Origin of the sequence: Streptomyces sp. NPDC058246, from assembly GCF_042881985.1 — a bacterium.
Lineage (GTDB): Bacteria > Actinomycetota > Actinomycetes > Streptomycetales > Streptomycetaceae > Streptomyces.
In genome coordinates this window covers 338,512-365,088 of the sequence record NZ_JBHVWZ010000001.1, presented here as the reverse complement: position 1 = coordinate 365,088, position 26,577 = coordinate 338,512, and the positions used below count along the sequence as shown (strand labels likewise).

The following is a 26,577-nucleotide window of genomic DNA, read 5'->3' as shown; positions in this document are numbered from 1 at the left end:
CGGGGCGGTCGTGTCGGCTAGCGGCTGAAGCGCTCCCGTACATCCGGGCGCTCGGCCAGCCGCGGCGGATAGCCGGGGCCGAGGCGGGGATGCGTGTCGTCGGCCGTCATCGGCTGCTTGCAGTCGGCGCACACGACCTCGGCATGGCTGTCGTGGCCGCACGGTTCGTGATGGAAGACGACCGGCGGCCCGGCCTCGCCGGCCAGCCAGCGGTCGCCCCAGGCGTTCATGGCCGCGAGCACGCCGAAGAAGTCCCGCCCCTTCGCCGTGAGGACGTAGTCGTAGCGCACCGGCTCCTGCTGGTAGGCCTGCTTCTCCATCAGCCCCTCGTCCACCAGGCGCCGCAGCCGGTCGGTGAGGGTGTTCCGTGCGATGCCGAGCTCCTGCTGGAACACGTCGAACCGCTTGATCCCGTAGAAGGCCTCCCGCAGCACCAGCGGAGTCCACCAGTCCCCCAGCAGATCCATCGTGCGCGCGATGGAGCAAGGCCAGTGAGCAAATGATGTACGCCTCATATCGCCAGCATACGAGTTGCGTCATAAGACTCAGCAGATGCTAGCGGTTCCTCCGGGAGGGCCCGCCGCCCGAGGCGGTCGCCGGTGACCGGGGAGAGTTTCCGCGGACGGACGCACAGCGGATCGCGTCGCAGGGGTCGGTACCGTACGAGGCGCACCCCGCTCACCAGGAGAATCATGCCGCCGTCCCAGCCCCGCGTCCTGTACGTCACCGACCTCGCCTACGACGCCAAGGGGCGGCGGTACTGCGACGAGGACATCTTCCTCACCTCCCGCCTGCGCGCCGACTTCGACCTCGCGCTGTGCCATCCGCTCGAAGCTTCCGCGCTGATGGACGCCTTCGACCTGGTCGTCGTCCGCAACAGCGGCCCCGTGCTCCACTACCAGGAGGCGTACGACGCCTTCCGGGCCGAGGCGGTCCGGCGCGGCACGCTCGTCTACAACGAGTTGACCGGCAAGGCCGACATGGCCGGTAAGCAGTACCTCCTGGATCTGAGCGCCGCCGGCCGTCCGGTCATCCCGACCATCGACCGCCCCCAGGACCTGGGCCGCCTGCCCGAGGCCGCCGAGTACGTCGTCAAACCCAAGGCCGGCGCGGACTCCATCGGCCTGGAATTCGTGCCCGGCGAGCGGCTCCGGGACCTGCCCTACGAAGGGGTCCTCGTCCAGCCGCGCATCCCCTTCGCGTACGAGGTGTCGTTCTACTTCATCGACCACACCTTCCAGTACGCCCTGTACGCGCCCCACACCGACCGGCGCTGGGTACTGGAGCGCTACCGACCCACCGCCGCCGACCTGGAGTTCGCCCAGCTCTTCGTCGACTGGAACGACATCGGCCACGGCATCCAGCGCGTCGACGCCTGCCGTGCCCCGGACGGGCAGCTGCTCCTGGTCGAGCTGGAGGACCTCAACCCGTACCTCTCACTGGACCTTCTCGACGACGCGACCCGCGACGCTTTCGTCACCGGCCTGAAGGACTCGCTGCTCGGGCTGTTGAAGGCACGCACTCCCTGACGGGGGTGCGCCGGAGCGGGTTCAGCCGGTGGTCAGCGGCGGTACGACGGGGACCTCGGGGGCGTCGTCGATGTCGGCCCGGGTCATCCGGAACTCGACGGGGTAGGCCTCGCGCCGGGTACGGCGGTCGGGCTCGGTGGTCCGCCACCCCGGCCGTCGCTCGGCGCACCCATCGGTATGGACGTCCTGGACTTCACCGAACTGCTCGCTCGCGGCCGTCGCCGAGGCATCGACCTGGCGGCCCCGCAGCGGCCGGACTTCCACCACCTGATCCACGTGGCCGACGGCACCCTGCGGCACAGCGTGGACTTCACGGACTGCGCCGTGGCACCGGGCGGCTGGCTGTGGGTACGCCCCGGGCAGATCCATCGGTACGTCCTCGACGACCTCGCCAGGGCGCGCGGCACCATCGTCATCTGGCAACCCGGCTTCGTCCTCGCCGACCCCCCGTTCGACCAGTCACCGCTGCTGCCGCCGGGCCCGCACGCCCGCGCCGCCGGCCTGGCCCTTCGCCATCTCGCCCACGAGTACGCGGACCTGGGCTCTCTCCCCCTCGACGCCCACATCCAGGCCCTGCGGCTGCTGCTCTCCGTCCTGTTGCTGCGGCTGGCCCACGCCCGCCCGGACCCGGTGTCGTCCGCCCCGGCCGACGACACGTTCCGCCGCTACAGTGCCGCACTGGAACGCGACTTCCGCACCAGTCACCGCGTCGCCGACTACGCCGCCGCGCTCGGCTACAGCGCGCGTACCCTCACCCGGGCGACCCTGGCCGCCACCGGCTCGACGGCCAAGCAGTACCTCGACGCGCGCGTCCTGCTGGAGGCCAAGCGCCTTCTCGTCCACACCGACGCCACGGCGGCGGAGGTCTCCCGCACGCTCGGCTTCCGCGAGCCGAGCGACTTCGCGAAGTTCTTCCGCACCCGCGACGGGCGTACCCCGCTGGAGTTCCGCGCGCTGGCACGCGGGCAGGGTCGACCGGCGGCGGGACCGCGGCTCAGCCGAGCGGCTTCTCCAGCACCGCCTTGCGGTGGCTGAACGTCTCGATGGAGTAGCGGCCGTGGTAGCTGCCCATGCCGCTCTCCCCGACGCCGCCGAACGGCAGGTCGGAGACGGTCAGATGGGCGAGCGGCAGTCCGAAGCCGAGGCCCCCGGACGACGTCTCGGCGGCGATCCGCTCGCGGGTGGTGTCCGACTCGGTGAAGACGTACAGCGCGAGGGGCTTGTCGCGGTCGTTGATGAAGCCGATGGCCTCGTCGAGGTCCGCGACCGTGACGATCGGGAGGATCGGGCCGAAGATCTCCTCCCGCATGACAGGCGCCTTCGGGTCGACGTCGGCGAGCACGGTCGGCGCGATGTACTTGGTGGCACGGTCGCTGTCGCCGCCGGTGACGGTCCGGCCGGAGTCGAGCAGGGAGCTCAGCCGGTCGAAGTGGCGCTCGTTGACGATCCGCCCGAACTCGGCGGACCGCCGCGGCTCAGTTCCGAAGAGCGCCTCGACGGCCTGGGCGAGTTCCGGCTCCAGGGCGCGGGCGGTCTCGGGGTCGGTGAGGACGTAGTCGGGCGCGACGCAGGTCTGGCCGGCGTTGAGGAACTTGCCACGGGCGAGCCGGTCCGCGACCACGGCCAGGTCGGCGTCGCGGTCGACGAACGCCGGGGACTTGCCGCCCAGTTCGAGGGCGACGGGGGTGAGGTGCTCGGCGGCGGCCCGCATCACGATGCGTCCGACCGTGCCGTTGCCGGTGTAGAAGATGTGGTCGAAGCGTTCGGCCAGCAGGGCGGTGGTCTCCGGGATGCCGCCCTCGACGACGGCGACCGCCTCGGTGTCGAGGTACCGCGGCAGCAGCCGGGCGACGACGTCGGAGGTGGCCGGGGCCAGCTCGCTGGGCTTGGCCACCACCGCGTTGCCCGCGGCGAGCGCGCCGAGCAGGGGCGTGAGCAGGAGCTGGAGCGGATAGTTCCAGGGGGCGATGACCAGGACGACGCCCAGCGGGTCGTACTGCGTCCAGGCCGACGCGTCGTCGCCGAGGTGCGCCGGGACCGGGGCCGACTCGGGGCGCAGCCAGCCGTCGAGGTGTTCCAGGGTGTGGTCGATCTCGCGCACGGTGAAGTCGATCTCGGTGCGGAAGGCCTCGGTCGAGCTCTTGCCGAGGTCCGCGTGGAGGGCGGCGGCGAGGTCCTCGCCGTGCTCGGTGAGCATCTCGCGCAGGCGGCGCAGCTGGTGCGTACGCCATTCGACGGGCTTGGTGCGGCCCGAGCGGAAGGTGGCGCGCAGTCGGGAGACGACGTCGGCGGGCTGTTCGGGTGCGGAGTGGTTCACGGTGCCTCGCTGGTCGGGGCGCGGACGGGCAGGCCGGCCGCGCGCACATGCTCAGTGGTCGGTGTATACGCCAACCCTAGCTGGATGTATATGACAACCTTTCACCTGCCCAAACAAATTCCGGGCGAGCGGGAACTACTTTGCGCGCCGGCGCCGACTCAGAGGGTGAACTCGGCGCCCGTCGCGTCGAGCGTGTCCGCCAGGCGCCCCAGCAGGGCCCGCAACAGCTCGTCGTCGCCGTCGCTCAGCACCGGCCACCGCGCGCGGACCTCGCGGTCGAGGCGCCGCCAGTACGTCTGACCGCGCGGGGTGAGATGCGCGAGGATGCGGCGCCGGTCGAGCGGGTCGACGCGGCGGTGCACGAGGTTCTGGTCGACGAGGTGATCGACGAGTTTCGTCAGCGTGGCGGGCGGCAGGAAGGCGGCCTCGGCGACCGCCGTCATGTGATGCCCCTGACCGTCGGAGAGCAGGGCGAGCACCCGCCAGGCGTCGAGCGAGCAGCCGTCCTCGTCGAGCACGGTCCGCAGCCGGCGCGCGGCCAGCCGTTCGGCGCGCGTCAGGAGGTGCATCAGATCCTGGGGCTGACGCGGAGATGGGCTGGGCATCCTGCTCCTCGGTCCAGGGGGATGTACATGCTATGAGACGGAGTGGAGTTCACCCGGCGGACCCGAAATCATGACGTCATGTTCCGGCCCGATTCGCCTCCGCCCGACTGGTTCACGGCAGACGACTCCGTGCTCCGTGTGGCGCTCGTCTTTCCCATGCAGGGGTCGGCCGGGATCTTCGGACCCACCTGCGAGCTGTGCGCCCAGCTGGCCGTCGAGGAGGTCAACCGCGCGGGTGGCGTCCTCGGCAAGGAGCTGCGGCTGCTGCCCGTCGACGGTGGCGCCGCTCCGCGCGAAGTGGCCGAGCACGTCCAGGCGTTGGTGGATCTGGGGGTCGTGCAGGGCGTCACGGGCTGGCACATCTCCTCGGTGCGGCAGGCACTGGCGCCGAGGATCGCGGATCGGGTGCCCTACGTCTACACGGCCCTGTACGAGGGCGGCGAGCACACCGCGGGCGTGTTCCTCACCAGCGAGACGCCGCGCGACCAACTGCGGCCCGCGATGGCCCTGTTGGCACACGAACGCGGGGTGCGCCGATGGTTCGTCGTGGGCAACGACTATGTGTGGCCTCGCCGAACGGCCCGGGCCGCGCACGCCTACGCGCGCGACTCGGGCGGCAGTGTCCGGGGGGAGGTCTATCTGCCGCTGGGCACACACGACTTCGACGCGGTGCTGCGCCGGATCGAGCGTTCGGCCACGGACGGCGTGATCATGCTGCTCGTCGGCAGCGACGCGGTGCGCTTCAACCGGGCGTTCGCCGCGGCCGGGCTCGACGCGTGCTGTCTCAGGCTGAGCACACTGATGGACGAGAACATGCTGATGGCCAGCGGACCGACGGCCACCGTGGACCTCTACAGCACCGCCGGGTTCTTCGCCTCGCTCGCGAACCAGGACACCCTCGACTTCCACGGCCGGTACGCCGGACGGTACGGCGTCGAGGCGCCGGCACTGGGCAGCCTCGGCGAATCCTGTTACGAGGGTGTGCTGTTGCTGGCCGCGCTCATCGGCCGCGCGAGGACCCTCGACGTGTCGGCGATCGAGGCGGCGGCCGAGACCGTGTCGTACGAGGGCCCGCGCGGTCTGCTCCACCTGCGCGACAGCCACGTCCGTCAACGGATCTACCTGGCGCGGGCGGACGGCGTGGACTTCGACGTCGTGGCCGAACTCGATCTTCACGGATCCCGCCCTTGACATGACCGCACCCTCGCCAAGATACTTCCCACAGGAAGTAATGAGAATGCCTTGGGCCGATGGTGAATTCAGGTGACGAATTCCGCCCAGGGCATTTTTTGTTGCCTCGCGAATGCCTCGCGAATCCCCCGTGAAGGCTTCATGAGAGCGGGAAGATACCGCCGGGAAAGTATCGCGAAACACCTTGGAAACAGGGTGACTTGAGGCTGTGGACCGCACTTCAGGAGCTTGTCTCCTCCACGGCCCGAGGGGGTTCATTTTGTCCAGCGGTTCCAGCGGTTCCGGTAATCTGCGACGCCGTGCGATGGCCGGTGCCGCCGCGCTCGCGGCGGTCGTCGCGCTCTCCGCGTGCGGCGCCAAGACCGACGCGGGCGGTACGTCCGACAAGGCCGCGCAGGCGGACGTGAGCGGCGACACCGTCAAGGTCGGACTGCTCAACTCGCTGTCCGGCACGATGGCGATCAGTGAGGTGACCGTACGCGACTCGCTGAAGCTGGCGATCGACGAGATCAACGCCTCGGGCGGAGTGCTCGGCAAGAAGATCAAGCCGATCAGCGAGGACGGCGCCTCCGACTGGCCGACCTTCGCCGAGAAGGCGAGCAAGCTCATCAAGGAGGACCGGGTCGCGGCCACCTTCGGCTGCTGGACCTCCGCGAGCCGCAAGGCCGTCAAGCCGGTCTTCGAGAAGAACAAGTCGCTGCTCTTCTACCCCGTGCAGTACGAGGGGCTGGAGGAGTCGCCGTACATCTTCTACACGGGCGCCACCACCAACCAGCAGATCGTCCCCGCCCTCGACTACCTCAAGAGCCAGGGCAAGAAGAAGATCTACCTGGTCGGCAGCGACTACGTCTTCCCCCGCACCGCCAACAAGGAGATCAAGGCGTACGCCAAGGCCAACGGCATGACGGTCCTCGGCGAGGACTACGCGCCGCTGGGCTCCACGGAGTTCAGCACGATCGCGAACAAGGTCAAGGCCTCGAAGGCGGACGCGGTCTTCAACACCCTCAACGGCGACTCGAACGTGGCCTTCTTCAAGGAGTACAAGTCCGCGGGCCTGACCGCCAAGAGCATGCCGGTCGTCTCGGTGTCGATCGCCGAGGAGGAGGTCAAGTCGATCGGATCGCAGTACCTGGCGGGCCAGTTGACGGCCTGGAACTACTACCAGACCACCTCCGGCGAGGCGAACACCAAGTTCGTGAAGGCGTACAAGGCCAAGTACGGCCAGGGCAAGCCGACCAGTGACCCGATGGAGGCCGCGTACACCTCGGTCTACCTGTGGAAGGCGATGGTCGAGAAGGCGAAGTCCTTCGACCCCGAGAAGGTGAAGGCGGCCTCCGACGGCATCACCTTCGACGCCCCCGAGGGCAAGGTCACCGTCGACGGCGCGAGCCAGCACATCTACAAGACCGCCCGCATCGGCAAGATCGGCTCCGACGGTCTGATCAAGCAGGTCTGGGACTCCGGCGAACCGATCAAGCCGGACCCGTACCTGAAGGGCTACGACTGGGCCTCCGGCCTCTCCTGATCACCCGTCGCGCGGGGGCCCGAGCCAAGCGGCCCCCGCGTCCCGCCTCTCCGGAGCCGCCGCATGACCGTGATCCTCGGGCAGATGTTCACCGGTGTCAGTATCGGTGCCGTTCTGCTGCTCATCGCGCTCGGCCTCTCGCTCACCTTCGGCCAGATGAATGTCATCAACATGGCCCACGGTGAGTTCATCATGGCCGGCGCCTACACCACCTACGTCCTCCAGAAGTCCATTTCCAGCGCGGGATTCTCACTGATCGTCGCGCTCCCCGTCGCCTTTCTCGTGTCGGGAGCGCTCGGCGCACTACTGGAATGGCTGCTGATTCGCCGCCTTTACCTTCGGCCACTCGACACGCTGCTTGTCACGTGGGGCGTCTCCTTGATGCTTCAGCAGCTCGCGCGGGACATCTTCGGCGCGCCCAATGTGCAGACCCGTGCGCCCGATGTGCTGACCGGGAACATCACCGTCATCGGGGGCGACGATCCGCTCACCTTCGCCAACAGCCGTCTGTTCATCCTGGGTCTGGCGATCGCGGCGGTCGTGGCGCTGTCCCTGACACTGCGCCTGACGCCGCTCGGCCGGCGTATCCGCGCCGTCGTGCAGAACCGTGACCTCGCCGAGGTCTCCGGCATCTCCACCGGCCGGGTCGACCGCACCGCCTTCTTCATCGGGTCCGGTCTCGCCGGAGTCGCCGGAGTCGCGCTGACGCTGGTCGGCCCGATCGGGCCCACGATGGGCACCAACGTCATCATCGACGCCTTCCTGGTGATCGTGGTCGGCGGCATCGGACAGCTCAAGGGCAGCGTCATCGTCGCCTTCGTGCTGGGCGTGCTGCAATCGGTCCTGGAGTACTCCACCACCGTCAGCGTCGCGAAGGTGCTGGTCCTGGTGGCCATCGTCGCGTTCCTCCAGTGGCGGCCCCAGGGGCTGTACACGCTGCGTACGAGGAGTCTCGTATGACCACCACCACTTCTGTCGCGCCGAAGCAATCCATCGGTCCGAAGGGACGGTTCAGCTCCGCGCGCCCGGCGGCCGGCTTCGCGGCGGCCGCCGTCGTGCTCTTCGCCGTCGCCCCGCTCGCGCTCTCCGACTTCCGGCTCGGGCTGCTCGCCAAGTACCTCTGCACCGCGATGGTCGCGGTCGGCATCTGTCTGGCCTGGGGGCGCGGCGGCCTGCTGACGCTCGGGCAGGGCGTGTTCTTCGGGCTGGGCGGATACGCCATGGCGATGCACCTGAAGATCGCGGACGCCGGGCCCGGCAACCTCCCCGACTTCATGCAGCTGTACGGCACGGCGACCGGACTGCCGTGGTGGTGGAGGCCGTTCGCGAACCCGGTCTTCGCGCTCGCGGCGACCGTGCTGCTGCCGATGGCCGTCGCGGCGGTCCTCGGGACGTTCGTCTTCCGGCGCCGGGTCAAGGGCGCCTACTTCGCGATCCTCAGCCAGGCGCTCGCCGCGGCCTTCGCGATCTGGCTGGTCGGCCAGCAGGCCACGACCGGCGGCACCAACGGACTCACCGACATCCAGGGCTTCTTCGGCTACGACCTCAACGACCCGGTCAACCAGCGGATGGTGTACTTCATCATCGCCGCGGTCCTGCTCCTTCTGATCGCCCTGGCCCGCCAGCTGGTCCACAGCCGCTACGGCGAACTCCTCGTCGCCGTACGGGACTCGGAGGAGCGGGTGCGCTTCCTCGGGTACAACCCGGCGAACGTGAAGCTCGTCGCGTACGTCGTGGCGGCGGGCATGGCCGGGCTTGCGGGCGCGCTGTTCGTGCCGGCGGTCGGCATCATCTCCCCCGCGCTGATCGGCATCGTGCCCTCCATCGAGCTGGTCATCGGCGCCGCGGTCGGCGGCCGGGCGAGCCTGGTGGGCGCGGTGCTCGGCGCGATCGGTGTCGCCTGGGCCAAGACGGCGCTGTCGGAGGAGTTCCCCGCGGCCTGGACGTATTTCCAGGGGCTGCTGTTCATCGTGGCCCTGGCGTTCCTGCCGGGCGGTCTCGCCTCACTGCTCGGGATCGTGCGACGACGCAGGTCGGAGCAAGCACTCGCTGGAGACACGGCATGACTGAGATCTCGGGTATCGAGCCCTCCGGCATCGAGCCTTCCGGTAGTGAGCCTTCGGGCATCGAGCCTTCGGGTCTTGAGATACGGCAACTGCGGGTGTCCTTCGACGGTTTCACGGCCGTCGACGGTGTGGACCTCGACGTCCGGCCCGGCGATCTCCGCTTCCTCATCGGGCCGAACGGCGCGGGCAAGACGACCTTGGTCGACGCGGTCACCGGCCTGGTGAGGGCGCAGGGGTCGGTGCGCTTCGGGGGCGAGGACATCCTCGGCCGCAGCGTGCACAGGATCGCCCGCTCGGGGATCGGCCGCACCTTCCAGACTGCCACCGTGTTCGAGGAGTTGACGGTCCTTCAGAACCTGGACATCGCGGCGGGCGCGGGCCGGGGCCCGCTGACGATGCTGCGTCGCCGCAAGGGCGTCCCGGATTCCGTCGCGCGCGCCCTGGAGACGGTGGGCCTGACGGAGTCCGCCGACCGCCCGGCCGGGACGCTCGCGCACGGTCAGAAGCAGTGGCTGGAGATCGGCATGCTGCTCGTGCAGGACGTGCGGCTGCTGCTGCTCGACGAGCCGGTGGCCGGCATGAGCCACGACGAACGGCAGGCCACCGGTGAGCTGTTGGAGCTCATCAGCCAGGAGCGGACCGTGGTCGTCATCGAGCACGACATGGACTTCATGCGCTCCTTCGCGCGCAGCGTCAGCGTGCTGCACGCGGGCAGGGTACTGAGCGAGGGGACGGTGGCCGAGGTGCAGGCGGATCCGAAGGTGCAGGAGGTGTACCTCGGGCACGCGGCCACCACCGACGACACACCGGAAGGCGCAGCCGCGGCGACCGTCCACGACTCCGCGGGCCCGACGGCCGTACGGGACACCGCGGGCCCGGCGACCGAACAGGACACCGCGGCCTCCGCGGCCGTACAGGAGGCGTGAGGCAGTCATGATGCTGGAGATCCAGGACGTCCGGGTCGGCTATCACCGCAGTACCGTGCTGCACGGCGTCTCCGTCGAGGTCCCCCGCGACGGGGTGGCCGCCGTGCTCGGGCACAACGGCGCGGGCAAGAGCACCCTGCTGCGCGCGGCTGTCGGGCTGCTCACCCCGCAGAGCGGTGTCGTGCGCCTCGACGGCGAGGACATCACCCGCCGCAAACCCCACGAGCGGGTGGCGCGCGGCATGGCCTACGTCCCGCAGGGCCAGCAGGCCTTCCCGCACCTCACGACCGCCGAGAACCTCCAGCTGGTCGCGGACGGACGGCGGCGCGGCAGGGAGGCGATCGGCGAGGCGCTGGACCTGTTCCCCGCGCTGCGCGCGCTCTCCAGCCGCCGTGCGGGTCTACTCTCCGGCGGCCAGCGCCAGCAACTCGCCCTTGCCCGAGCCCTGGTGACGGAGCCTCGGATCCTCCTCCTCGACGAGCCCACCGAGGGCATCCAGCCCTCCGTCGTCGCCGAGATCGAGGAGACGATCCTCGCCCTCGCCGCCCGCGGCGGCCTCTCAGTGCTCCTGGTCGAGCAGCACGTCGGCTTCGCGATGCGTGCGGCACAGCGGTACTACGTCCTGGAGGCCGGCCGGGTCACCTCGTCCGGCGCGGGCGGACAGGAGGCGGAGGGGGCCGTCCGCGAGGCACTCAGCGTGTGAGGACGCCCGCGAAAAGGAGCCGGGCCGCCGTCCCGGCGACCCCGCCCCGACCGAGCTGACCAGCGTCGGATCGCCTGCACGGCACCCCCGACTCCCCCGCCCAGGAGGCCCCGCGCCTCCTCCTCCAGTGGTCCGCCCGCACCACCGACCGGCAGGACGTCTCCACACCTGAACGCGACCGTCGCCGCTAGGAGTTGGTGTGCGCGAGTGCCTGTCGACGGCGTTCGAGGTACGCGCGCTCGGCGGCGTTCTCGCTGAGCGCAACGGCCCTCGCGTACGCCTCCATGGCCTGCGTCGCGCGGCCCGTGCGGCGGAGCAGATCCGCGCGTACGGCGTGGAAGGCGTGGTAGCCGTGCAGGTCGAGCGTGTCGACGAGGGCGAGGGCCGGCTCGGGCCCCTCGACCTCGGCCACCGCGACGGCGCGGTTGAGCGCGACGACCGGGCTCGGCGCGAGGGCCATGAGCTGGTCGTACAGCTGGAGGATCTGGCCCCAGTCCGTCGCGTCGGCACTCGGGGCATCGCTGTGTACGGCGTTGATCGCGGCTTGGATCTGATACGGGCCCGGTCGGTTCAGGCGCAGGCAGCGGCGTACGAGTGACTGGCCCTCGGCGATCAGGGCGGGGTCCCACCGGGAGCGGTCCTGCTCGGCGAGGACGATCAGGTCGCCGTCGGGTGCCGTCCGGGCGGGCCCGCGGGACTCGATGAGGAGCATCAGCGCGAGCAGGCCGAGGGCCTCGGGCTCGTCCGGCATGAGCTCCGCCAGGACACGGCCGAGGCGCAGGGCCTCCGCGCAGAGGTCCTCCCGGCCGCCGTACCCCTCGTTGAAGACGAGGTAGACGACCGCCAGCACACCCTTCACCCGGTCCGGGAGGTCGGCGTCGCGCGGGATCCGGTACGGGATGCGGGCGTCGCGGATCTTGGCCTTGGCCCTGACCAGGCGCTGGGCCATGGTGGGCTCGGGGACCAGGAAGGCGCGCGCGATCTGCGGGGTGCTCAGGCCGCCGAGGAGGCGCAGCGTGAGGGCGACCTGGGCCTGGGTGGCGAGCGCGGGGTGGCAGCAGGTGAAGATCAGGCGGAGCCGGTCGTCGCGCACGGGACCCTCCTCGGTCGGTTCGTCCGGTGCGTACAGCTGGGCGGCCTCGGCGTGCCGGGCATCCCGCGTGGACTCGCGGCGCAGCCGGTCGACGGCCCGGTTCCGGGCGGTGGTGATGATCCATCCGGCCGGGCTCGGCGGTACGCCCGTCTCCGGCCACTTCCGCACGGCCGTGGTGAAGGCGTCCTGGACGGCCTCCTCGGCGAGGTCGATGTCGCCGAGGAGGCGGATGAGGACGGCGACCGCGCGGCCGTACTCCGCGCGGAAGACGTCCTCGATGTCGACGGTCATCGGTCGTCGGTTTCCCTCAGTCCTCGGCTTCGCCCATGAAGGGCCGCACCTCGATGGGGAGCGTGGTCGCCAGGGTCGCCTTGCGGCCCCATGCGAGCGCCGCGTCCAGATCGGGGGCCTTGATCAGGCAGATCCCGCCCAGATACTCCTTGCTCTCGGTGTACGGACCGTCGGTGACCAGCACGTCCGCGCCCGTGGCCCGCAGCACGGTGGCCGTCTCCGGTCCGTGCAGTCCTCCGGCGAACACCCAGGCGCCGGCGGCGCGCAGCTCCGTGTGGAAGACATCGAGGTTGTGCATGATCTCTTCCATGACCTCGGGCGCGGGCGGCTCGCCCTGGGGCTGCATCACGCTCAACAGGTAGTGCTTCATGACGTGTCCTCCTGGTCTCCCGTACCGCTTCTCACTGCCTACACGAACGGGAGACGGCCGGATCGACACCGGACACCACGACACCGGGAGATTTCTTCGATGACCACCGCACCGCACCCCCTCGTCACCCGTGCGCGTCGGCTCGCGGCCGAGGTGCTGGCGCCCCGCGCCGCGCGCGTGGACCAGGAGGGCGTGCCCGCGAGCAGTGTCGAGGCGGTCAAGCGTTCGGGGCTGCTCGGGGTGAGCGCGCCGGTGGAGTACGGCGGGTCTGCCGCGCCCGCGGCGGTGGTCCGGGAGACCGCCGAGATCCTGGCCGGGGCGTGCTGCTCGACCTGGTTCGTGCAGACCCAGCACCATACGCCGGTGATGACGCTGGCCAAGAGCGAACTCCCGGTCCGGGAACGGTTGTTGGGCCCGCTGGCGAGAGGGGAGTTGCTGTCCGGGGTCGCCTACGCCCAACTGCGCGCCCATCCCCGGATGCCGGTCCGGGTCACGCGGGAGCGCGGTGGCTGGCGCTTCGACGGGACGGTGCCCTGGTACACGGGCTGGGGGCTGAACGACGTGATGCTGCTGGCGGGGGTGACGGACGCGGACGAGGCGCTGTTCGCGTTCACCGAGGCGCGCGAGCAGCCCGGCCTGCGCCCCTCCCCGCCGATGCGGCTGGCCGCGCTCACCGCCTCCCGTACGGTCTCGCTGGAGCTGGACGGCCTGTGGCTGCCCGATGAGGCGGTGGTCCTGCGGGCTCCGTACGAGGCGTGGGCAGCCACCGATCGTCCGAGGAACACCAACGCCTCACCGGCCGTCTTCGGCATCGCCTCGTCGGCGATCGACCTGCTGGACGGCGATCCCGTCGCGCGGGAGACCGCCCGCGTCCTGCGCTCCCGCCTCGACGAGCTGCGGCGGCAGGCGTACGCCCTGGCCGATCACCCGGTGCCGACGGAGCGCATCGAGGAGCGACTGGTCTGCAAGACGCGGGCGTACGACCTCATGCGCGCGGCGACGACCGCGGCCGTCGTGGCCGGCGGCGGCCGGTCCATGGATCTGGGCAGCCCTGCGCAGCGGCTGGCGCGGGAGGGGATGTTCCTGCTGGTGCAGGGGCAGACGGCCGAGGTGCGCACGGCACACCTCGGCACGCTCGGGTCTCTCGGAACTGTCGGGCCTCGCGGGTCTCGCGGGTCGCTCAGCTCGTGAAGGGCACCTGCGCGGCGGGCGCGGGTGACGGGGCGAACGGGTGCTGCCACAGTCCCTGCGCGGCGAGGCGCGGCAGGACGCCCTCGCCGAACCAGTACGCCTCCTCCAGGTGCGGGTAGCCGGAGAGCACGAACTCGTCGATGCCGAGGGCGTGGTACTCCTTGATCCGCTCGGCGACCTCGTCGTGGCTGCCGACCAGTGCGGTGCCCGCGCCGCCGCGCACCAGGCCGATCCCGGCCCAGAGGTTGGGGTGGATCTCCAGCCCGTCCCGGCTGCCGCCGCCGTGCAGGGCGAGCATGCGCTGCTGGCCCTCCGACTCGCTGCGTGCCAGCCCGGCCTGGACGGACTTCACGGTCTCGGGGTCGAAGCCGTCGAGCAGCTTGTGGGCCTCGGTCCAGGCCTGCTCGGAGGTGTCGCGGGTGATGACGTGCAGCCGGATGCCGAACCGGAGGGTGCGGCCCTCCCGCGCCGCGAGATCCCGGATCCAGGCGATCTTCTCGGCGACCTGGGCGGGCGGTTCGCCCCAGGTGAGGTAGACGTCGACGTGCCGGGCGGCGACCTGTCCGGCGATGGGCGAGGAGCCGCCGAAGTACACCTCGGGGACCGGGTCGGGGACCCGGGCCAGCCTGGCGTCCTCGACCTGGAGGTGTTCACCGGCCAGGTCGACGGTCTTGCCATCCCACAGGTCCCGGACGATCTGCAGGAATTCGCCGGTACGGCGGTATCGGGCGTCCTTGTCGAGGAAGTCCCCGTAGGCGCGCTGCTCGTGGCTCTCGCCGCCGGTGACGACATTGAGCAGCAGCCGTCCGCCGGTCTGCCGCTGGAAGGTGGACGCCATCTGCGCGGCGAGCGTGGGCGAGACGAAACCGGGCCGGAAGGCGACCAGGAACTTCAGCCGCTCGGTGTTCTGGCTGACCATCGCGGTGGTCAGCCAGGCGTCCTCGCACCAGGCGCCGGTGGGGGTGAGCGCCCCGACGAAGCCCAGGTCCTCGGCGGCGCGGGCGATCTGGCTCAGATAGGCCACGGTCGGCGGCCGGTCCCGGCCCGAGGCGGTGGCGGGGGTGCCGTGGCCGCCGCCGACTACATGCCGGCTGTCGCCGTTGGTGGGCAGGAACCAGTGGAAGGTGAGGGACACGGCGGCGTTCTCCGATCGTGGGGGCCTGTCGGCGAGGGGGCGCTGTGGGGAAAGTCTTGGAGGCCGACGCGAGGCCTTACAGCAGGCCGTGGCGGGGCGGCTTGGTGCCGTTCAGTACGTAGCGGCCGATGTGCTGGATCTTCCAGCGGGCGGGGTCGTGCAGGGTGTGGGTACGGGCGTCGCGCCAATGGCGGTGCAGGTTGAGGGAGTTGAGGGCCGAGCGGGTGCCGGACACCTCGAAGAGGGCGCCCGCCACCTCGACGGCGGTGGCGGCGGTGTGCGCCTTCGCGGCGGCCACGGCGATGGACGCCTCGGCCGCCGAGTCGTCGGTCAGCTCGTCACGGGCCGCGTCGACCGCACGGGCCGCGACACCCAGCAGTGCCTCGGATGCCCTGACCTGGAGGGCGAGTTCACCGAAGCGCTGGATGAGCAACGGGTCCTCGGCCGCCGTGTCGACGCCGCTCTCGAACCAGGGCCGGCTCTTGGTGCGCACGAACTCGACCGCCTCGGCGAGTGCGCCCGCCGCGATCCCGGCGTCGATGGCGGCATGCAGCAACTGTGCCACGGCGCCGTGGAGTTGCGGCCCCTGGAAGGTGAGGTGGTGGGGGACCACGCGGTCCGCGGGGACGCGGACGGCGTCGAGGCGGACGGTGCCGCTGGCCGTCGTCCGCTGCCCCATGCCGTCCCAGTCGTCGACGACCGTGACTCCGTCGGCGTCCCGTGGGACGTACGCGACGTTCAGGTTGTCGTCGTCGGCGCGGGCCAGCACGGGGATCCAGTCGGCGAAGAGCGCGCCGGTGGAGTAGTGCTTGACGCCGGTGAGCAGGTAAGAGCCGTCGGGCCTGGGTTCGAGTCGGGTGCGGACGTCCTGGACGTGTCGCGTGCCCGCCTCCGACTGGGCGTTGCCGAAGCGACGCCCGGCCAGCACCTCTTTGAAGAAGAACTCCTGCTGGCCCGGCGATCCCTGGCGTCGGATCACGTTCACGTACACGAAGTGGTTCTGCGGGATCTGCGCGAGGCTGGCGTCCGCCGCGGCCAGCAGCCGGAAGATCTCCGCGAGGGTTTCCTGCCGGACGTCCGCCCCTCCGTACTCGGCGGGCACGGTGACGGCCAGCAGCCCCGAGGCGGTCAGGCGCTCCAACTCCTCGCGCGGAAGCCTGCGTTCGGCGTCCCGCTCCGAGGCTCCGGCGCGGAACTCGTCGGCGAGCGCGGCCGCGATAGCGAGGGCTTCGACGTCGTCGGCGATCACTTTGGCGGTCACGTCACCCGCCGACGCCTTGGCTGCCACGTCATGCACTGTCTCGTCGGCGGTCACGTCGCCCGCCGTCGCATCGGCCGTCACGGTGTCAGCCCGCCGCGGCCAGCAGGTGCGTACGGCCGAGGACGGCCGAGAACTGGTCGACGACCTGGGCCAGCGCCTCGGCCGTGGCCGGTGCCACGGTGACGCTGCCGTCCTCCGCCGTGGTGATGTCCTTGTCGAGGGTGAACCAGCCCTGGACGATATGTGCCGCACCCATGGAATTGAGCACCGGGCGCAGCGCGTAGTCGAGGGCGAGGACATGGGCGGGGCTGCCTCCGGTGACGAGCGGCAGCACCGTCTTTCCGGTGAGCGCGTACTGCGGGAGCAGGTCGAGCAGGGCCTTGAGCACACCGGAGTAGGCGGCCTTGTAGACCGGGGTGCCGATGACCACTCCGTCGGCGCGGGCGAAGAGCTCGGTCGCCTCGACGATGGCGGGGTGCTTGAAGTCGGCGCCGAGAAGCGCCTCGGCGGGGATCGTACGGACGTCGAGCGGAATCACCTCGTGGCCCTGCGCGGCGAGCCGGGCATCCAGGTGGCGCAGGAGTTTGGCGGTGCGGGAGGAGACGGAGGGGCTGCCGGAGACGGACAGGACGGAGGCCATGAGCTCTCTTTCGTGAGCGACGTTCAAAGGGGAGGTCCGGCGCGGACCGACGCGGTCTCCGCGTCAGGCGGGCGCGGGGATGGACGCGGAGTCCGCGTCAGTCGTGCGCGGGTACGGACACGGTCTCCGTGTCAGGCGTGCGTGGCTACGGATTCGCGCTCCCTGTCCGGCAGTTGGGCTTCCAGCTCGCGTACGAGGGGCAGCACCCGGCGGCCGAAGTACTCGACCTCCTCGTGGTAGTGCAGGAAGCCGAGGAGGAAGAGGTCGACGCCGAGCCGCTTGTAGGCGACGATCCGCTCGGCGATCTGCTCCGGGGTGCCGATCAGTCCCGTCCTGAAGCCGTCGTTGTACTGCACGAGATCCTCGAAGCTGGAGTCCTGCCACATGCCCTTGCCGTCGGCGGTGGACTGCCCCGCCTGCTTCACGGCGGCGCCGAAGCCCTCGACGGCCTCACGGTCGGCGTGGGCGACGATCTCACGGAGGGTCTCGCGGGCCTCCGCCTCGGTGTCGCGGGCGATCAGGAACCCGTTGAGGCCGAACTTCGGTGCCGTACGCCCGACGTCAGCGGCCGATGTACGGACGTCGTTGATCTGCTCGACGACGCCGTCGAAGTCCTTGCCGTTGGAGAAGTACCAGTCGGAGACGCGGCCCGCCATGGCGCGGGCGGCGGTGGAGTTGCCGCCCTGGAAGATCTCCGGGTGCGGTCGCTCGGGGGTGTTGAGCGGCTTGGGCTTGAGGGAGAAGTCGCGCAACCGGTAGAAGTCACCGGCGAGTTCGGTGTGGTCCTCGGTCCAGATCTGGCGCAGGGCGCGGATGAACTCCTCGGAGCGGCGGTAGCGTTCGTCGTGCTCCAGCCAGGGTTCGCCGAGGGCGGTGAACTCGCCCTTGAACCAGCCGCTGACGACATTGACCGCGAAGCGGCCTTTCGACAGGTGGTCGGCGGTGGCGCCGAGTTTGGCGAGGACGCCGGGGTGCCACAGCCCCGGGTGGACGGCGGCGATCACCTTCAGGCGCTCGGTGGCGAGCAGCAGGGCGAGGCTGAAGCTGGTCGACTCGTGCTGGAACTCCGCGCCGTAGCTGGCCATGTAACGGACCTGGCTGAGGGCGTAGTCGAAGCCGTTGTTCTCGGCCAGGACGGCGAGTTCGCGGTTGTAGTCGTAACCCCAGTCGGTGCGCTGCTCGATCTTGCTGGTGACCAGGCCGCCGCTGACGTTGGGCACCCAGTAGGCGAAGCGGACGGGTTCGGCGACGGCGCCCGCCGCGGATTCTGCTGCGGTTTCCGGGGCGGATTCTGTTGCGGACACGGAGAACTCCTGGTGTGCGGAAACGAGGGCATGACGAATTGAGGCCCGGCATTTCAGCGGGAACGCGGGCGGCAAAAAGGGGTGCGGCAGGCGAGGCAATGCGTCGAGGTGCGCCGTGCGGGAGGAAAACACCGGGGGCGGACCGGCCCGTGCGAAGGGGACCCTACCGTCGGGATCGTCAGGCTTCGCGACAACAGAAGGAGCTGGAGACACGCGCGAGGTCGACATGGCGTCGCCGCGTGAGGTCCAGTCGCATCTTCATGTCGTCGATCGTCGCAGCCCCCGCTCCGGGCAGTCAAGGAATAGCCGACCGGTCTCGCATCCCGGACCGCCGAATTTCACGAAGGCGTAATAGGGAAACCCTTGAACGCGGTGCGCGCGCGTCGGCAGTCTGCTGCGGTGCGCACCGAACAGCTGGAATACATCGCGGCGGTCACCCGGCTCGGCTCGCTGCGCCGGGCCGCCGAGGAACTCCATCTCTCCCAGCCCGCGCTGAGCGAGACCGTACGGAATCTGGAGCGCGAGCTCGGCGTCGATCTGCTGGAGCGCAAGCGGTCCGGGGCGCGGATGAGCGCCGATGGCCGGGAGCTGCTGCCGCACATCATCAACGTGCTGGACGCGGTGGACCGGCTGCGGGGTGCGGCGGGCGAACAGCACCGCATCAGCCGGATGGTCCGTGTCGGCACGGTGAACGCGGCGACGGTGCCGTTGCTCATCCCGACCGTCCAGGGCTTTCGCGCGACGCATCCGCTGACACAGGTCGAGGTGGTCGGCGCACAGCAGTCGGAGATCCACCGGGCCCTGTCGGAGGGCGGCTTCGACCTGGGGCTGGTCAACCATCTCGACGGCGACGACCTGCCCGCCGACTTCGAGACCACCGAACTGCTGCGCGGGCGCCCCGTGTTGTGCGTACGTCCGGACAGTCCCCTGGCCGCACTGGACACGGTGTCGGCGGCCGATCTCCTCGACGAGCGGGAGCCGCTGATCGCCATGCGCTCCGGATATGTGATGCACCGTTACATCCACCGGCTCCTCGAGGGCCGGGCGCCGGCCGTCTCGTACTCCACGGACGGCGCCGAAATGGGCAAGCTCATGGTCGCGGAGGGGCTGGGCGCCACGGTGCTGCCCGACTTCAGCGTCGTCGGCGATCCGCTGGAGCGGCGCGGCGCGATCACCTACCGGCCGCTCGCCGACGCCACCACCCAGGTCCTGCTGATGCTGCAACGCCGGCGGGCCGACTCCGTCCCCCGGGCGGCACACGACCTGCACGAGGCGTTCGTCCGCAGGGCCGGGGAGCTCGGCGGCCGCCTGAGCCGCCGCCCCTGACCAGAGCGATCAGTCGTCGTCGCCGGCCGCCGGCACCACGACGAGGAAGGCGTCCGACGGAAGATCCATCACCACGGTCGCGGGCTGTCCCTCGGTGCGACGTCGGGCCGCGTACTCCTCCGCCGTCCAGGATCCGCGCGGCGCTCCCGCGGGAAAACGCTCCAACACCTTCGTCCCCATAACGGCAGACACCTCCAGCTGTGACCTTCGGCTCTCGTTCCTTTCGTCTGCCCGCGATTCACGCGGACATGTCGGTGAAGATTGTCCGTCGCGCATCCGCGGACTGCGTACACGGGGAAGGGATGGTTGAGGGGAGCGACGAAAGGGGGCAGCCCAGCGGCCACGGAGGACCCATGAGCGACGACGATCCCGGCCCCGGCCTGCGGTGTCTGGTGACCGGTGCCACCGGCTACATCGGCGGCCGGCTGGTCCCCGAGCTGCTGGCCGAGGGGCACCAGGTGCGCTGTCTGGCCCGCTCCCCCGCCAAGCTGCGCGACTATCCGTGGGCGGCCGACGCCGAGGTGGTGGGTGGGGACGTCACCGACGCCGGATCGGTCGCCGAGGCCCTGCGCGGTGTGGACGTCGCGTACTACCTCGTGCACGCCCTGGGCACCGGCGACGACTTCGAGGAGACCGACCGGAAGGCGGCCCGGATCTTCGGGGAGCGGGCCCGGGCCGCGGGCGTCCGGCGCATCGTCTACCTCGGCGGCCTCACCCCGGCCGGCGTGCCGCAGGACAAGCTGTCGCCGCATCTCAGGTCCCGCGCCGAGGTCGGCCGCGTCCTGCTCGACTGCGGGGTACCGGCCACGGTGCTGTGCGCCGCCGTGATCATCGGCTCCGGCTCGGCCTCGTTCGAGATGCTGCGCTACCTCACGGAACGGCTGCCGGTCATGGTCACTCCCCGCTGGGTGCGCACCCGCATCCAGCCGATCGGCGTACGGGACGTCCTGCGCACCCTGGTCGGCAGCGCGCGCATGCCCGCCGACGTCAGCCGCTCCTTCGACCTCGGGGGTCCCGAGGTGCTCACGTATCTGGAGATGATGCAGCGGTACGCGGCCGTGGCCGGGCTGCCGCGGCGACTGATCCTGCCCGTGCCGGTGCTCACCCCTGGGCTGTCCAGCCACTGGGTGGGGCTGGTCACGCCGGTGCCCGCGTCGATCGCGCGCCCGCTCACCGAGTCGCTGCGCCACGAGGTCGTGTGCCACGAACACGACATCGCCCGGTACGTCCCCGATCCCCCGGGGCGCCCCGTCGGCTTCGACGAGGCGGTGTCCCTGGCACTGCAACGTGTGCGGGACGCCCAGGTCGCGACCCGGTGGTCGTCGGCCTCGGTGCCCGGCGCGCCCAGCGATCCGCTGCCCACCGACCCGGACTGGGCAGGCGGCAGCCTCTACACCGACCGCCGCGAACTGCCCGTGGACGCGTCCCCCGAGGCACTGTGGCGGGTGATCGAGGGCATCGGCGGTGACAACGGCTGGTACTCCTTCCCGCTGGCCTGGGCCGTACGCGGCTGGCTGGACCGGCTGGTGGGCGGTGTCGGACTGCGGCGCGGACGGCGTGACGCGGCCCGGCTGCGCGCGGGCGACTCGCTCGACTTCTGGCGCGTCGAGGAGATCGCACCCGGTCATCTGCTGCGGCTGCGCGCCGAGATGCGGCTGCCGGGCCTGGCCTGGCTGGAGATGTACGCCGAGATCGGCGACGACGGCCGGACCCGCTACCGGCAGCGGGCCCTGTTCCATCCGCGCGGGCTGCTCGGACACGCGTACTGGTGGAGTGTCTCGCCGTTCCACGCCGTGGTGTTCGGCGGCATGGCCCGCAACATCGCCAGGGCCGCGACCCAGGGCGCGGCGGCCGGGAAGCGGACGGCCGCCGTGCGTTCTCGCTGACCTCCGCATCCGTGCGGGGCCGCGGGCCCGAAGTAGTCGCGGCCGCACTCCGCGCCGGCTCGTCCGCCGCCCCCCGTAGCCCTCTTGCCCAGGAGCCGCACCATGAACGTCTCGGTCGTCCTGTTCACCTCGGACCTGCGCCTGCGTGATCACCCGGCGCTGCGCGCGGCCCACGACGGCTCGTCCGCGCTGGTGCCGCTGTTCGTGCGCGACGACGCCGTCGCGGCGGCAGGGTTCACGGCGCCCAACCGGATGGCGTTCCTCGCGGACTGCCTGGCCGATCTCGACGCCGGGCTCCGGGAACGCGGTGGCCGGCTGGTGGTGCGCTCGGGCGATGTCGTCGCGCAGGTGTGCAAGGTGGTCGCCGAGGCGGACGCCGACGAGGTGCACATGGCGGCCGGGGTCAGTGCCTACGCTCAGCGCCGGGAGGAGCGGCTGCGTAAGGCGCTGGAGGCCGAGGGGTGTCGCCTGCACGTGCACGACACCGTGATCACCGCGCTCGCCCCGGGCGCCGTCGTGCCCGCCGCATCGGACCACTTCGCCGTCTTCACGCCGTACTTCGGACGCTGGTCGCGGCAGCACCTGCGCGACGCCGTCGCCGCGCCACGGGCGATCCGGGTGCCGGACGGCGTCGGATCGGAGAAGCTCCCCGCCCGTACCGGCCTGTCGGGGGTGTCGCAGGCGCTGGCCCGGGGCGGCGAGAGGGAGGCCAGGAAGCGGCTCACGGCCTGGCTGCGCGGTGGGATCGCGGCGTACGAGGACCGTCACGACGACCTGCCCGGCGACGCCACCTCCCGGCTCTCCCCCCATCTGCACTTCGGCACCCTCTCCCCGGTCGAAGTCGTGCACCGGGCCCGCGCGGCGGGCGGCCCGGGCGCCGAGGCGTTCGTACGGCAGCTGGCCTGGCGGGAATTCCACCACCAGGTGCTGGCCGCCCGGCCGGACGCGGCCACCGCCGACTACCGCACCCGGCACGACCGTTGGCGGTCACCGGCCGAGGCGCGCGAGGACATCGACGCCTGGAAGGAAGGCCGCACCGGCTATCCGGTGGTCGACGCGGCGATGCGCCAACTGCGCCACGAGGGCTGGATGCACAACCGCGGACGCCTGCTGACCGCGAGCTTCCTCACCAAGACGCTGTACGTGGACTGGCGGGTCGGCGCCCGGCACTTCCTGGAGCTGCTGGTGGACGGTGACATCGCCGACAACCAGCTCAACTGGCAGTGGACGGCGGGCACCGGCACGGACTCGCGGCCCAACCGCGTCCTCAATCCGGTGATCCAGGCCAGGCGTCACGACCCGGACGGGGTGTACGTCCGGCGCTGGGTGCCGGAGTTGGCGGGCCTCGCGGGAGCCGCCGTGCACGAGCCCTGGAGGCTGCGGGGCCTGGAACGCGCCGCCTACGACTACCCGGACCCGATCGTCGAACTCCCGGACGGGCTGGCCCGGTTCAGGAGCGCTCGGGGGCTCGGGTGAGTGGGCGGCAGGGGCGGCCGAGTCGGCGGCACCCGCTGAGCAGGGGGCGCCGAGGATTTTACCCGCAGTAGAGACTTCTTACCCGCGTACGGCCGTACTGGTGGGCGTCCGACACCCGTACCGGATCCGCCGACCTCGGATCCACACGCGGCGGAGCAGAGCGTCCGGCTCTGGGCCGCCGCCCCGCCAGGAGGCTCAATGCGCATTGCACGGAACGTGGGAACCCTCTTCGTGGCCGGTGCGTTGAGCATGACCGTCGCGGCCCTCGCCTACCCCGCCATGCTCGGGTTGCAGACCACGGCCAGTGCCCCGACGCGCGTGATCGCCCACACCTCGACGGGTCCGCTGACGGAGGCCGACCGCGACTTCGTCGTCAAGGTGCGGGCGGCCGGGCTGTGGGAATACCCCTCCGGACAGCTGGCCCTGCAGAAGGGCACCACCCCGTCGGTCAGAACCGCCGGTCAGCACCTGGTCACGGGCCATGCCGCCCTGGACGCCACCTGCCGCAAGGTCGCCACCCAGCTCGGCATCACCCTTCCCAACAAGCCGTCCCCGCAGCAGCAGGGCTTCGTGGCGACCCTGAGCGGGGACAGCGGCAAGCAGTTCGACACCGACCTGGCCAACATCCTGCGCGTGACGCACGGGCAGATCTTCCCGGTCATCGCGAAGATCCGGGCCTCGACCGAGAACACGTTGGTACGTCAACTCGCCGACCAGGCCAATGACACGGTGCTGGACCACATCACGGTCATGGAGAAGACAGGGCTGGTCAACTTCGATCAGGTGCTGTTCCAGGAGACCGCGAAACCGAATCTGCCCGCGCAGAACGTCACACCTCCGGCGCCCCAGCCCGGCGAACCGACCGTGGTGCTGACGCCGCCCGCGAACGGCTCCTCGGCGCCGCCGGCGACGCCCACGCCGACACCGACGGTGGGCTGAGCGGTTCCCGTCACGGCCCGACGGGCAGGCGGTTCCGAAGGACAGGACCGCCGGGCCCGTACAGGCTCGCGAGGGTGACGAGCGCGTCCCGCAGCCCCGGCGGGCGGAGCATGCCCGGCACCGGGCGCCCCGCCCAGCCCGGGCCGCCGAGCACGACGGCGGGGTGGTTGCGGGCCCCCTTGACGCCCCAGTGGGTGGCCGCGATGTGCCGGGCCAGCGGGCGGTCGGCCGTGGAACGCGTCTGGGCCCACAGCACGACGGCCATCGGGCCCAGCCGCCGTACGACCGCGGTGAGCGCCTCCACGGGGACGGCCGCGCCGAACATCCGTGTGGGCAGGCCGAGTTCGAGGAGTCCCGCGTGGAGCGCTTCCAGCGGGAGGCTGTGCTGTTCGCCCGGGACGCACGCCAGCACCACCGGGCCCGTCCCGGTGGCCGGGGTGCCGGGCCCCTCGGGTTCGACGGCCCGGTGGAGCACGCGGGAGATGTGCCAGGACAGCAGGTGCTCCACCTCCACGTAACGGTCGCCCGAGGACTCCCACTTGCGGCCGACCGCGTGCAACGTCGGCACCATCACCTCGTCCCAGGCCACGAGCAGGCCGTGCCGCGCCACCGCTGAGGTCAACTGGTCGTCCACGGCGGGCGCGTCGAGGCGCACCGCGGCGCGGGCGAGGCCCTTGCACTCCTGCCGGACATCACCGAGCGGCAGCGCGCCGGCGGCCCGCGAACGGTGACCGCCGGCGGCGAACGGAGTCGGACCGGCGGACGGCCGCTCGGTTCCCTCCTTGGCGGCTCGGGCGGCCTCGGCGGGTGGCACCCCTGCCGAGGTCAGGCGGCACATCTCCTCGAGCATCGCGACGTCCCCGGGCGTCCAGCGGCGGTGCCGCCCGTCGGACCGGACCTCGGGCCCTATGCCGTACCTGCGGTCCCAGGAACGCAGCGTGGTGGGCGACACCCCGAGACGACGAGCCAGAGCACCCGTGGTGAGCGCGGGCGGTGCGACCGGCCCACGTCGCTCCGGCGGGTGCTTCTCGCCCCTACGGCGACCGGTCGCCGGGCGGTCCTCGCCGGTACGGCGGCGACTGGTCGATGGGTACTTCTCGCCGGTACGGCGACTGGCCGGCGGGTGCTTCTCGCCCATGTGGCGACTGGCCGACGGGTGCTTCTCACCCGTACGGCGACTGGCCGGCGGTCGGTCCTCGCCCATACGGCGACTATACGACGCAGAATCGATGCGAGTTGTCGGGAATGTGCCCCTGTTCACACGATGGGGCTCACCGGGCGCGTCGAGGGAGGCGCCCGGTGACCGGAGCCCTCCCGAACCGAGGAGCCGTGGCCATGACCGCAGATCCGATCCTTGTCCGGCCCGTCGCCGGGCGGGAGGAGACACCGAGCGACGCGCAGACGGTGCAACGTCTCCAGAACAGCGACGAGGCCGGTCTCGCCGCCGCCTACGACCGCTGGGGTCCGCTCGTGCACACACTGGCCCGGCGTTCACTGGGCGACGCGCGGGAGGCCGAGGACGTCACCCAGCAGGTGTTCCTGGCCGCCTGGCGCGGTCGGCGGGGCTACCGGCCCGAGCGCGGCCCGTTCCCCGGGTGGCTGGTCGGCATCACCCGGCGCAAGATCGCCGACGCGCTGTCCGCACGGACCCGCCGCACCGAGCTGGTCCGCGCGGCCGGCGCCCTCCTGGCACTCGCCGACGACACGCGCGTCCGGCCCGAAGCCGCGCTGGACCGGGTCCTCATCCGGCAGGAGCTGGCCAGACTCCCCGCACCCCAGCGGCTGGTCCTCCGTCTCGCCTTCTACGAGGACCTGACCCAGACGCAGATCGCTCAACACACCGGCTGGCCACTGGGCACGGTCAAGAGCCACCGCAGACGCGGTCTCCACCAGTTGCGCCGCTGCCTTCGGCCGGAGTCCGACCGCTGAGGGCCCGCGCACGCCCGCCGCTGTCAAGGCCCGGCCGGTCAACCGCCCGTGTACCGGGCCAGTTCCCACGGGTCGTGGGCACTGAAGACGTCGACCTCGTCGCCGTGCAGCCGCACCAGCTCCCGCAGCCGGGCGTGGTTGCCGAGCCGCAGCGGCCGGTCCACCTCGGTGATCTGCTGGAGGACGTCCATGCCGGGGTGGCCCTGCGGGTGGTCGGGGTCGATCTCGCGGTGGAAGTAGTAGGCGTCGCCGCAGTGCAGGAGCCAGCGGCCGGAGTCCTCGACGGCTGTCGCGCTGTGTCCTGCGGTGTGGCCGCCGAGCGGGACGAGCAGGATCTCCGCGTCCAGGCCTTCCAACGGACGAACCGCGTCGAATCCGAACCAGGGATCGCCCTGCGGCTGGGCGTACGTCACCCAGTGCGGCCGGTGCGCCCACTGGGCGGGGCGGTAGCGGAGCCGGTCCTCGGGGTGGGCGCCGGGCGCCGCCATCGCCGCGCGGTGTTCGACGTCGCTCACATGGACCGTGGCCCAGGGGAAGTCGGCGAGGCCTCCGGCGTGGTCGAGGTCGAGATGGCTGAGCACGATGTGCCGGACATCGTCGGGCCGGAAACCCAGCGCCATGACTCGGTGCAGCGCGGTCTCCCCCAGGTCGAGGAGCGGCTGTGCCCGGCCGAGGAACTCCGCGCCGAGGTTCTCCTCGGGCCGTGCCACATCGGCCGTACCGATGCCGCTCTCGACAAGGACGAGTCCGTCGCGGTCGGTCTCGACGAGCAGGCAGTGACAGACCGCGGGCAGACTCCCCTCCTCGGTGTCGATCGTCCGCAGGGAACCGCAGTTCAGGTGGTGGATCTTCACGATGAGTCCCTTCGCGCGCC

General features: G+C 71.2%; 28 protein-coding genes. 14 read left to right on the top strand and 14 right to left on the bottom strand.

The window, feature by feature from the left end:
• Positions 1-17: 17 nt before the first annotated feature.
• Positions 18-467 carry a winged helix-turn-helix transcriptional regulator gene (locus ACFVXA_RS01585; protein ID WP_383744659.1) on the bottom strand — a complete coding sequence of 150 codons (450 nt, stop codon included), beginning with the start codon at positions 465-467 and terminating at the stop codon, positions 18-20.
• 225 nt (positions 468-692) lie between these two features.
• On the opposite strand from ACFVXA_RS01585, the gene ACFVXA_RS01580 reads away from it, so the two are divergent.
• Positions 693-1,529 (top strand): hypothetical protein, encoded by an 837-nt coding sequence (locus ACFVXA_RS01580; protein ID WP_384016898.1) that lies wholly within the window; start codon positions 693-695, stop codon positions 1,527-1,529.
• A gap of 21 nt (positions 1,530-1,550) precedes the next feature.
• Here the strand turns inward: ACFVXA_RS01580 and ACFVXA_RS01575 are convergent, their stop codons facing one another.
• On the bottom strand, positions 1,551-1,805 hold the full coding sequence (locus ACFVXA_RS01575) for a non-oxidative hydroxyarylic acid decarboxylases subunit D (protein WP_389756388.1): 255 nt from the start codon (positions 1,803-1,805) through the stop codon (positions 1,551-1,553).
• Between ACFVXA_RS01575 and ACFVXA_RS01570 the strand changes: the two genes are divergently transcribed.
• Positions 1,806-2,564, top strand: coding sequence for a helix-turn-helix domain-containing protein (locus ACFVXA_RS01570; RefSeq protein WP_390023418.1), 759 nt, complete (start codon positions 1,806-1,808; stop codon positions 2,562-2,564). It abuts the gene before it with no gap.
• On the opposite strand, the gene ACFVXA_RS01565 is transcribed toward ACFVXA_RS01570, so the two are convergent.
• Together ACFVXA_RS01565 and ACFVXA_RS01560 are read right to left on the bottom strand one after the other, a co-directional pair.
• Positions 2,524-3,846 (bottom strand): aldehyde dehydrogenase family protein, encoded by a 1,323-nt coding sequence (locus ACFVXA_RS01565; RefSeq protein ID WP_389516821.1) that lies wholly within the window; start codon positions 3,844-3,846, stop codon positions 2,524-2,526. The genes ACFVXA_RS01570 and ACFVXA_RS01565 overlap by 41 nt on opposite strands.
• Positions 3,847-4,004: 158 nt before the next feature.
• A complete protein-coding gene (locus ACFVXA_RS01560; RefSeq protein ID WP_362019489.1) occupies positions 4,005-4,451 on the bottom strand; it encodes a MarR family transcriptional regulator in 447 nt (148 codons plus the stop codon).
• Positions 4,452-4,529: 78 nt separating this feature from the next.
• On the opposite strand from ACFVXA_RS01560, the gene ACFVXA_RS01555 reads away from it, so the two are divergent.
• From ACFVXA_RS01555 to urtE, 6 genes are all read left to right on the top strand, one after another.
• Positions 4,530-5,642 carry a substrate-binding domain-containing protein gene (locus ACFVXA_RS01555; RefSeq protein ID WP_390023416.1) on the top strand — a complete coding sequence of 371 codons (1,113 nt, stop codon included), beginning with the start codon at positions 4,530-4,532 and terminating at the stop codon, positions 5,640-5,642.
• Positions 5,643-5,946: 304 nt separating this feature from the next.
• Positions 5,947-7,167: an urea ABC transporter substrate-binding protein gene (gene urtA, locus ACFVXA_RS01550; protein ID WP_389516983.1), complete on the top strand. Its 1,221-nt coding sequence runs from the start codon at positions 5,947-5,949 to the stop codon at positions 7,165-7,167.
• Positions 7,168-7,230: 63 nt separating this feature from the next.
• On the top strand, positions 7,231-8,127 hold the full coding sequence (urtB, locus tag ACFVXA_RS01545) for an urea ABC transporter permease subunit UrtB (RefSeq protein ID WP_383744646.1): 897 nt from the start codon (positions 7,231-7,233) through the stop codon (positions 8,125-8,127).
• Positions 8,124-9,233: an urea ABC transporter permease subunit UrtC gene (gene urtC / locus ACFVXA_RS01540; protein ID WP_390023414.1), complete on the top strand. Its 1,110-nt coding sequence runs from the start codon at positions 8,124-8,126 to the stop codon at positions 9,231-9,233. Before urtB ends, urtC begins: the two co-directional genes overlap by 4 nt.
• Complete coding sequence (urtD, locus tag ACFVXA_RS01535) at positions 9,230-10,159, top strand: urea ABC transporter ATP-binding protein UrtD (RefSeq protein ID WP_390023412.1); 930 nt, start codon at positions 9,230-9,232, stop codon at positions 10,157-10,159. Before urtC ends, urtD begins: the two co-directional genes overlap by 4 nt.
• 10 nt (positions 10,160-10,169) lie before the next feature.
• Positions 10,170-10,862 (top strand): urea ABC transporter ATP-binding subunit UrtE, encoded by a 693-nt coding sequence (gene urtE, locus ACFVXA_RS01530; RefSeq protein WP_362019803.1) that lies wholly within the window; start codon positions 10,170-10,172, stop codon positions 10,860-10,862.
• A gap of 187 nt (positions 10,863-11,049) precedes the next feature.
• On the opposite strand, the gene ACFVXA_RS01525 is transcribed toward urtE, so the two are convergent.
• On the bottom strand, positions 11,050-12,246 hold the full coding sequence (locus ACFVXA_RS01525) for an RNA polymerase sigma factor (protein WP_390023410.1): 1,197 nt from the start codon (positions 12,244-12,246) through the stop codon (positions 11,050-11,052).
• 16 nt (positions 12,247-12,262) lie between these two features.
• Positions 12,263-12,616: a YciI family protein gene (locus tag ACFVXA_RS01520; RefSeq protein ID WP_362019472.1), complete on the bottom strand. Its 354-nt coding sequence runs from the start codon at positions 12,614-12,616 to the stop codon at positions 12,263-12,265.
• A 99-nt stretch (positions 12,617-12,715) separates the two neighbouring features.
• Here ACFVXA_RS01520 and ACFVXA_RS01515 point away from each other — a divergent pair, with 99 nt between their 5' ends.
• Entirely contained in the window at positions 12,716-13,807 is a 1,092-nt protein-coding gene (locus tag ACFVXA_RS01515) for an acyl-CoA dehydrogenase family protein (protein ID WP_390023408.1), read from the top strand.
• Here the strand turns inward: ACFVXA_RS01515 and ACFVXA_RS01510 are convergent.
• The 5 genes from ACFVXA_RS01510 to ACFVXA_RS01490 form a co-directional block, all read right to left on the bottom strand.
• Positions 13,797-14,942: an LLM class flavin-dependent oxidoreductase gene (locus ACFVXA_RS01510; protein WP_362019466.1), complete on the bottom strand. Its 1,146-nt coding sequence runs from the start codon at positions 14,940-14,942 to the stop codon at positions 13,797-13,799. The two genes, ACFVXA_RS01515 and ACFVXA_RS01510, sit on opposite strands and share 11 nt — an antisense overlap.
• A gap of 76 nt (positions 14,943-15,018) precedes the next feature.
• The gene (locus ACFVXA_RS01505; RefSeq protein WP_383903494.1) at positions 15,019-16,203 is read right to left on the bottom strand and encodes an SfnB family sulfur acquisition oxidoreductase; all 1,185 of its coding nucleotides are present in this window, start codon (positions 16,201-16,203) and stop codon (positions 15,019-15,021) included.
• A gap of 85 nt (positions 16,204-16,288) precedes the next feature.
• Positions 16,289-16,843 (bottom strand): NADPH-dependent FMN reductase, encoded by a 555-nt coding sequence (ssuE, locus tag ACFVXA_RS01500; protein ID WP_362019463.1) that lies wholly within the window; start codon positions 16,841-16,843, stop codon positions 16,289-16,291.
• Positions 16,844-16,974: 131 nt separating this feature from the next.
• Positions 16,975-18,147, bottom strand: a complete 1,173-nt coding sequence (gene sfnG, locus ACFVXA_RS01495) for a dimethylsulfone monooxygenase SfnG (RefSeq protein ID WP_389515113.1) — start codon at positions 18,145-18,147, stop codon at positions 16,975-16,977.
• A 178-nt stretch (positions 18,148-18,325) separates the two neighbouring features.
• Entirely contained in the window at positions 18,326-18,403 is a 78-nt protein-coding gene (locus tag ACFVXA_RS01490; RefSeq protein WP_356242872.1) for a putative leader peptide, read from the bottom strand.
• 143 nt (positions 18,404-18,546) lie between these two features.
• On the opposite strand from ACFVXA_RS01490, the gene ACFVXA_RS01485 reads away from it, so the two are divergent.
• On the top strand, positions 18,547-19,473 hold the full coding sequence (locus ACFVXA_RS01485) for a LysR family transcriptional regulator (protein ID WP_389515115.1): 927 nt from the start codon (positions 18,547-18,549) through the stop codon (positions 19,471-19,473).
• Between the two features lie 9 nt (positions 19,474-19,482).
• On the opposite strand, the gene ACFVXA_RS01480 is transcribed toward ACFVXA_RS01485, so the two are convergent.
• Entirely contained in the window at positions 19,483-19,653 is a 171-nt protein-coding gene (locus ACFVXA_RS01480; RefSeq protein ID WP_362019455.1) for a hypothetical protein, read from the bottom strand.
• 173 nt (positions 19,654-19,826) lie between these two features.
• Here ACFVXA_RS01480 and ACFVXA_RS01475 point away from each other — a divergent pair, with 173 nt between their 5' ends.
• The 3 genes from ACFVXA_RS01475 (at position 19,827) to ACFVXA_RS01465 (ending at position 23,774) form a co-directional block, all read left to right on the top strand.
• Positions 19,827-21,359 (top strand): SDR family oxidoreductase, encoded by a 1,533-nt coding sequence (locus ACFVXA_RS01475; protein WP_390023406.1) that lies wholly within the window; start codon positions 19,827-19,829, stop codon positions 21,357-21,359.
• Between the two features lie 102 nt (positions 21,360-21,461).
• The gene (locus tag ACFVXA_RS01470; RefSeq protein WP_383744625.1) at positions 21,462-22,835 is read left to right on the top strand and encodes a cryptochrome/photolyase family protein; all 1,374 of its coding nucleotides are present in this window, start codon (positions 21,462-21,464) and stop codon (positions 22,833-22,835) included.
• Between the two features lie 198 nt (positions 22,836-23,033).
• Positions 23,034-23,774, top strand: coding sequence for a DUF4142 domain-containing protein (locus tag ACFVXA_RS01465; RefSeq protein ID WP_383744623.1), 741 nt, complete (start codon positions 23,034-23,036; stop codon positions 23,772-23,774).
• A gap of 10 nt (positions 23,775-23,784) precedes the next feature.
• Here ACFVXA_RS01465 and ACFVXA_RS01460 read toward each other — a convergent pair whose 3' ends face one another.
• Complete coding sequence (locus ACFVXA_RS01460) at positions 23,785-24,978, bottom strand: MerR family transcriptional regulator (RefSeq protein WP_390023404.1); 1,194 nt, start codon at positions 24,976-24,978, stop codon at positions 23,785-23,787.
• A gap of 131 nt (positions 24,979-25,109) precedes the next feature.
• Here ACFVXA_RS01460 and ACFVXA_RS01455 point away from each other — a divergent pair, with 131 nt between their 5' ends.
• Complete coding sequence (locus ACFVXA_RS01455) at positions 25,110-25,703, top strand: RNA polymerase sigma factor (RefSeq protein ID WP_390023402.1); 594 nt, start codon at positions 25,110-25,112, stop codon at positions 25,701-25,703.
• Between the two features lie 38 nt (positions 25,704-25,741).
• On the opposite strand, the gene ACFVXA_RS01450 is transcribed toward ACFVXA_RS01455, so the two are convergent.
• Positions 25,742-26,557 (bottom strand): MBL fold metallo-hydrolase, encoded by an 816-nt coding sequence (locus tag ACFVXA_RS01450; protein ID WP_390023400.1) that lies wholly within the window; start codon positions 26,555-26,557, stop codon positions 25,742-25,744.
• Positions 26,558-26,577 lie beyond the last annotated feature (20 nt).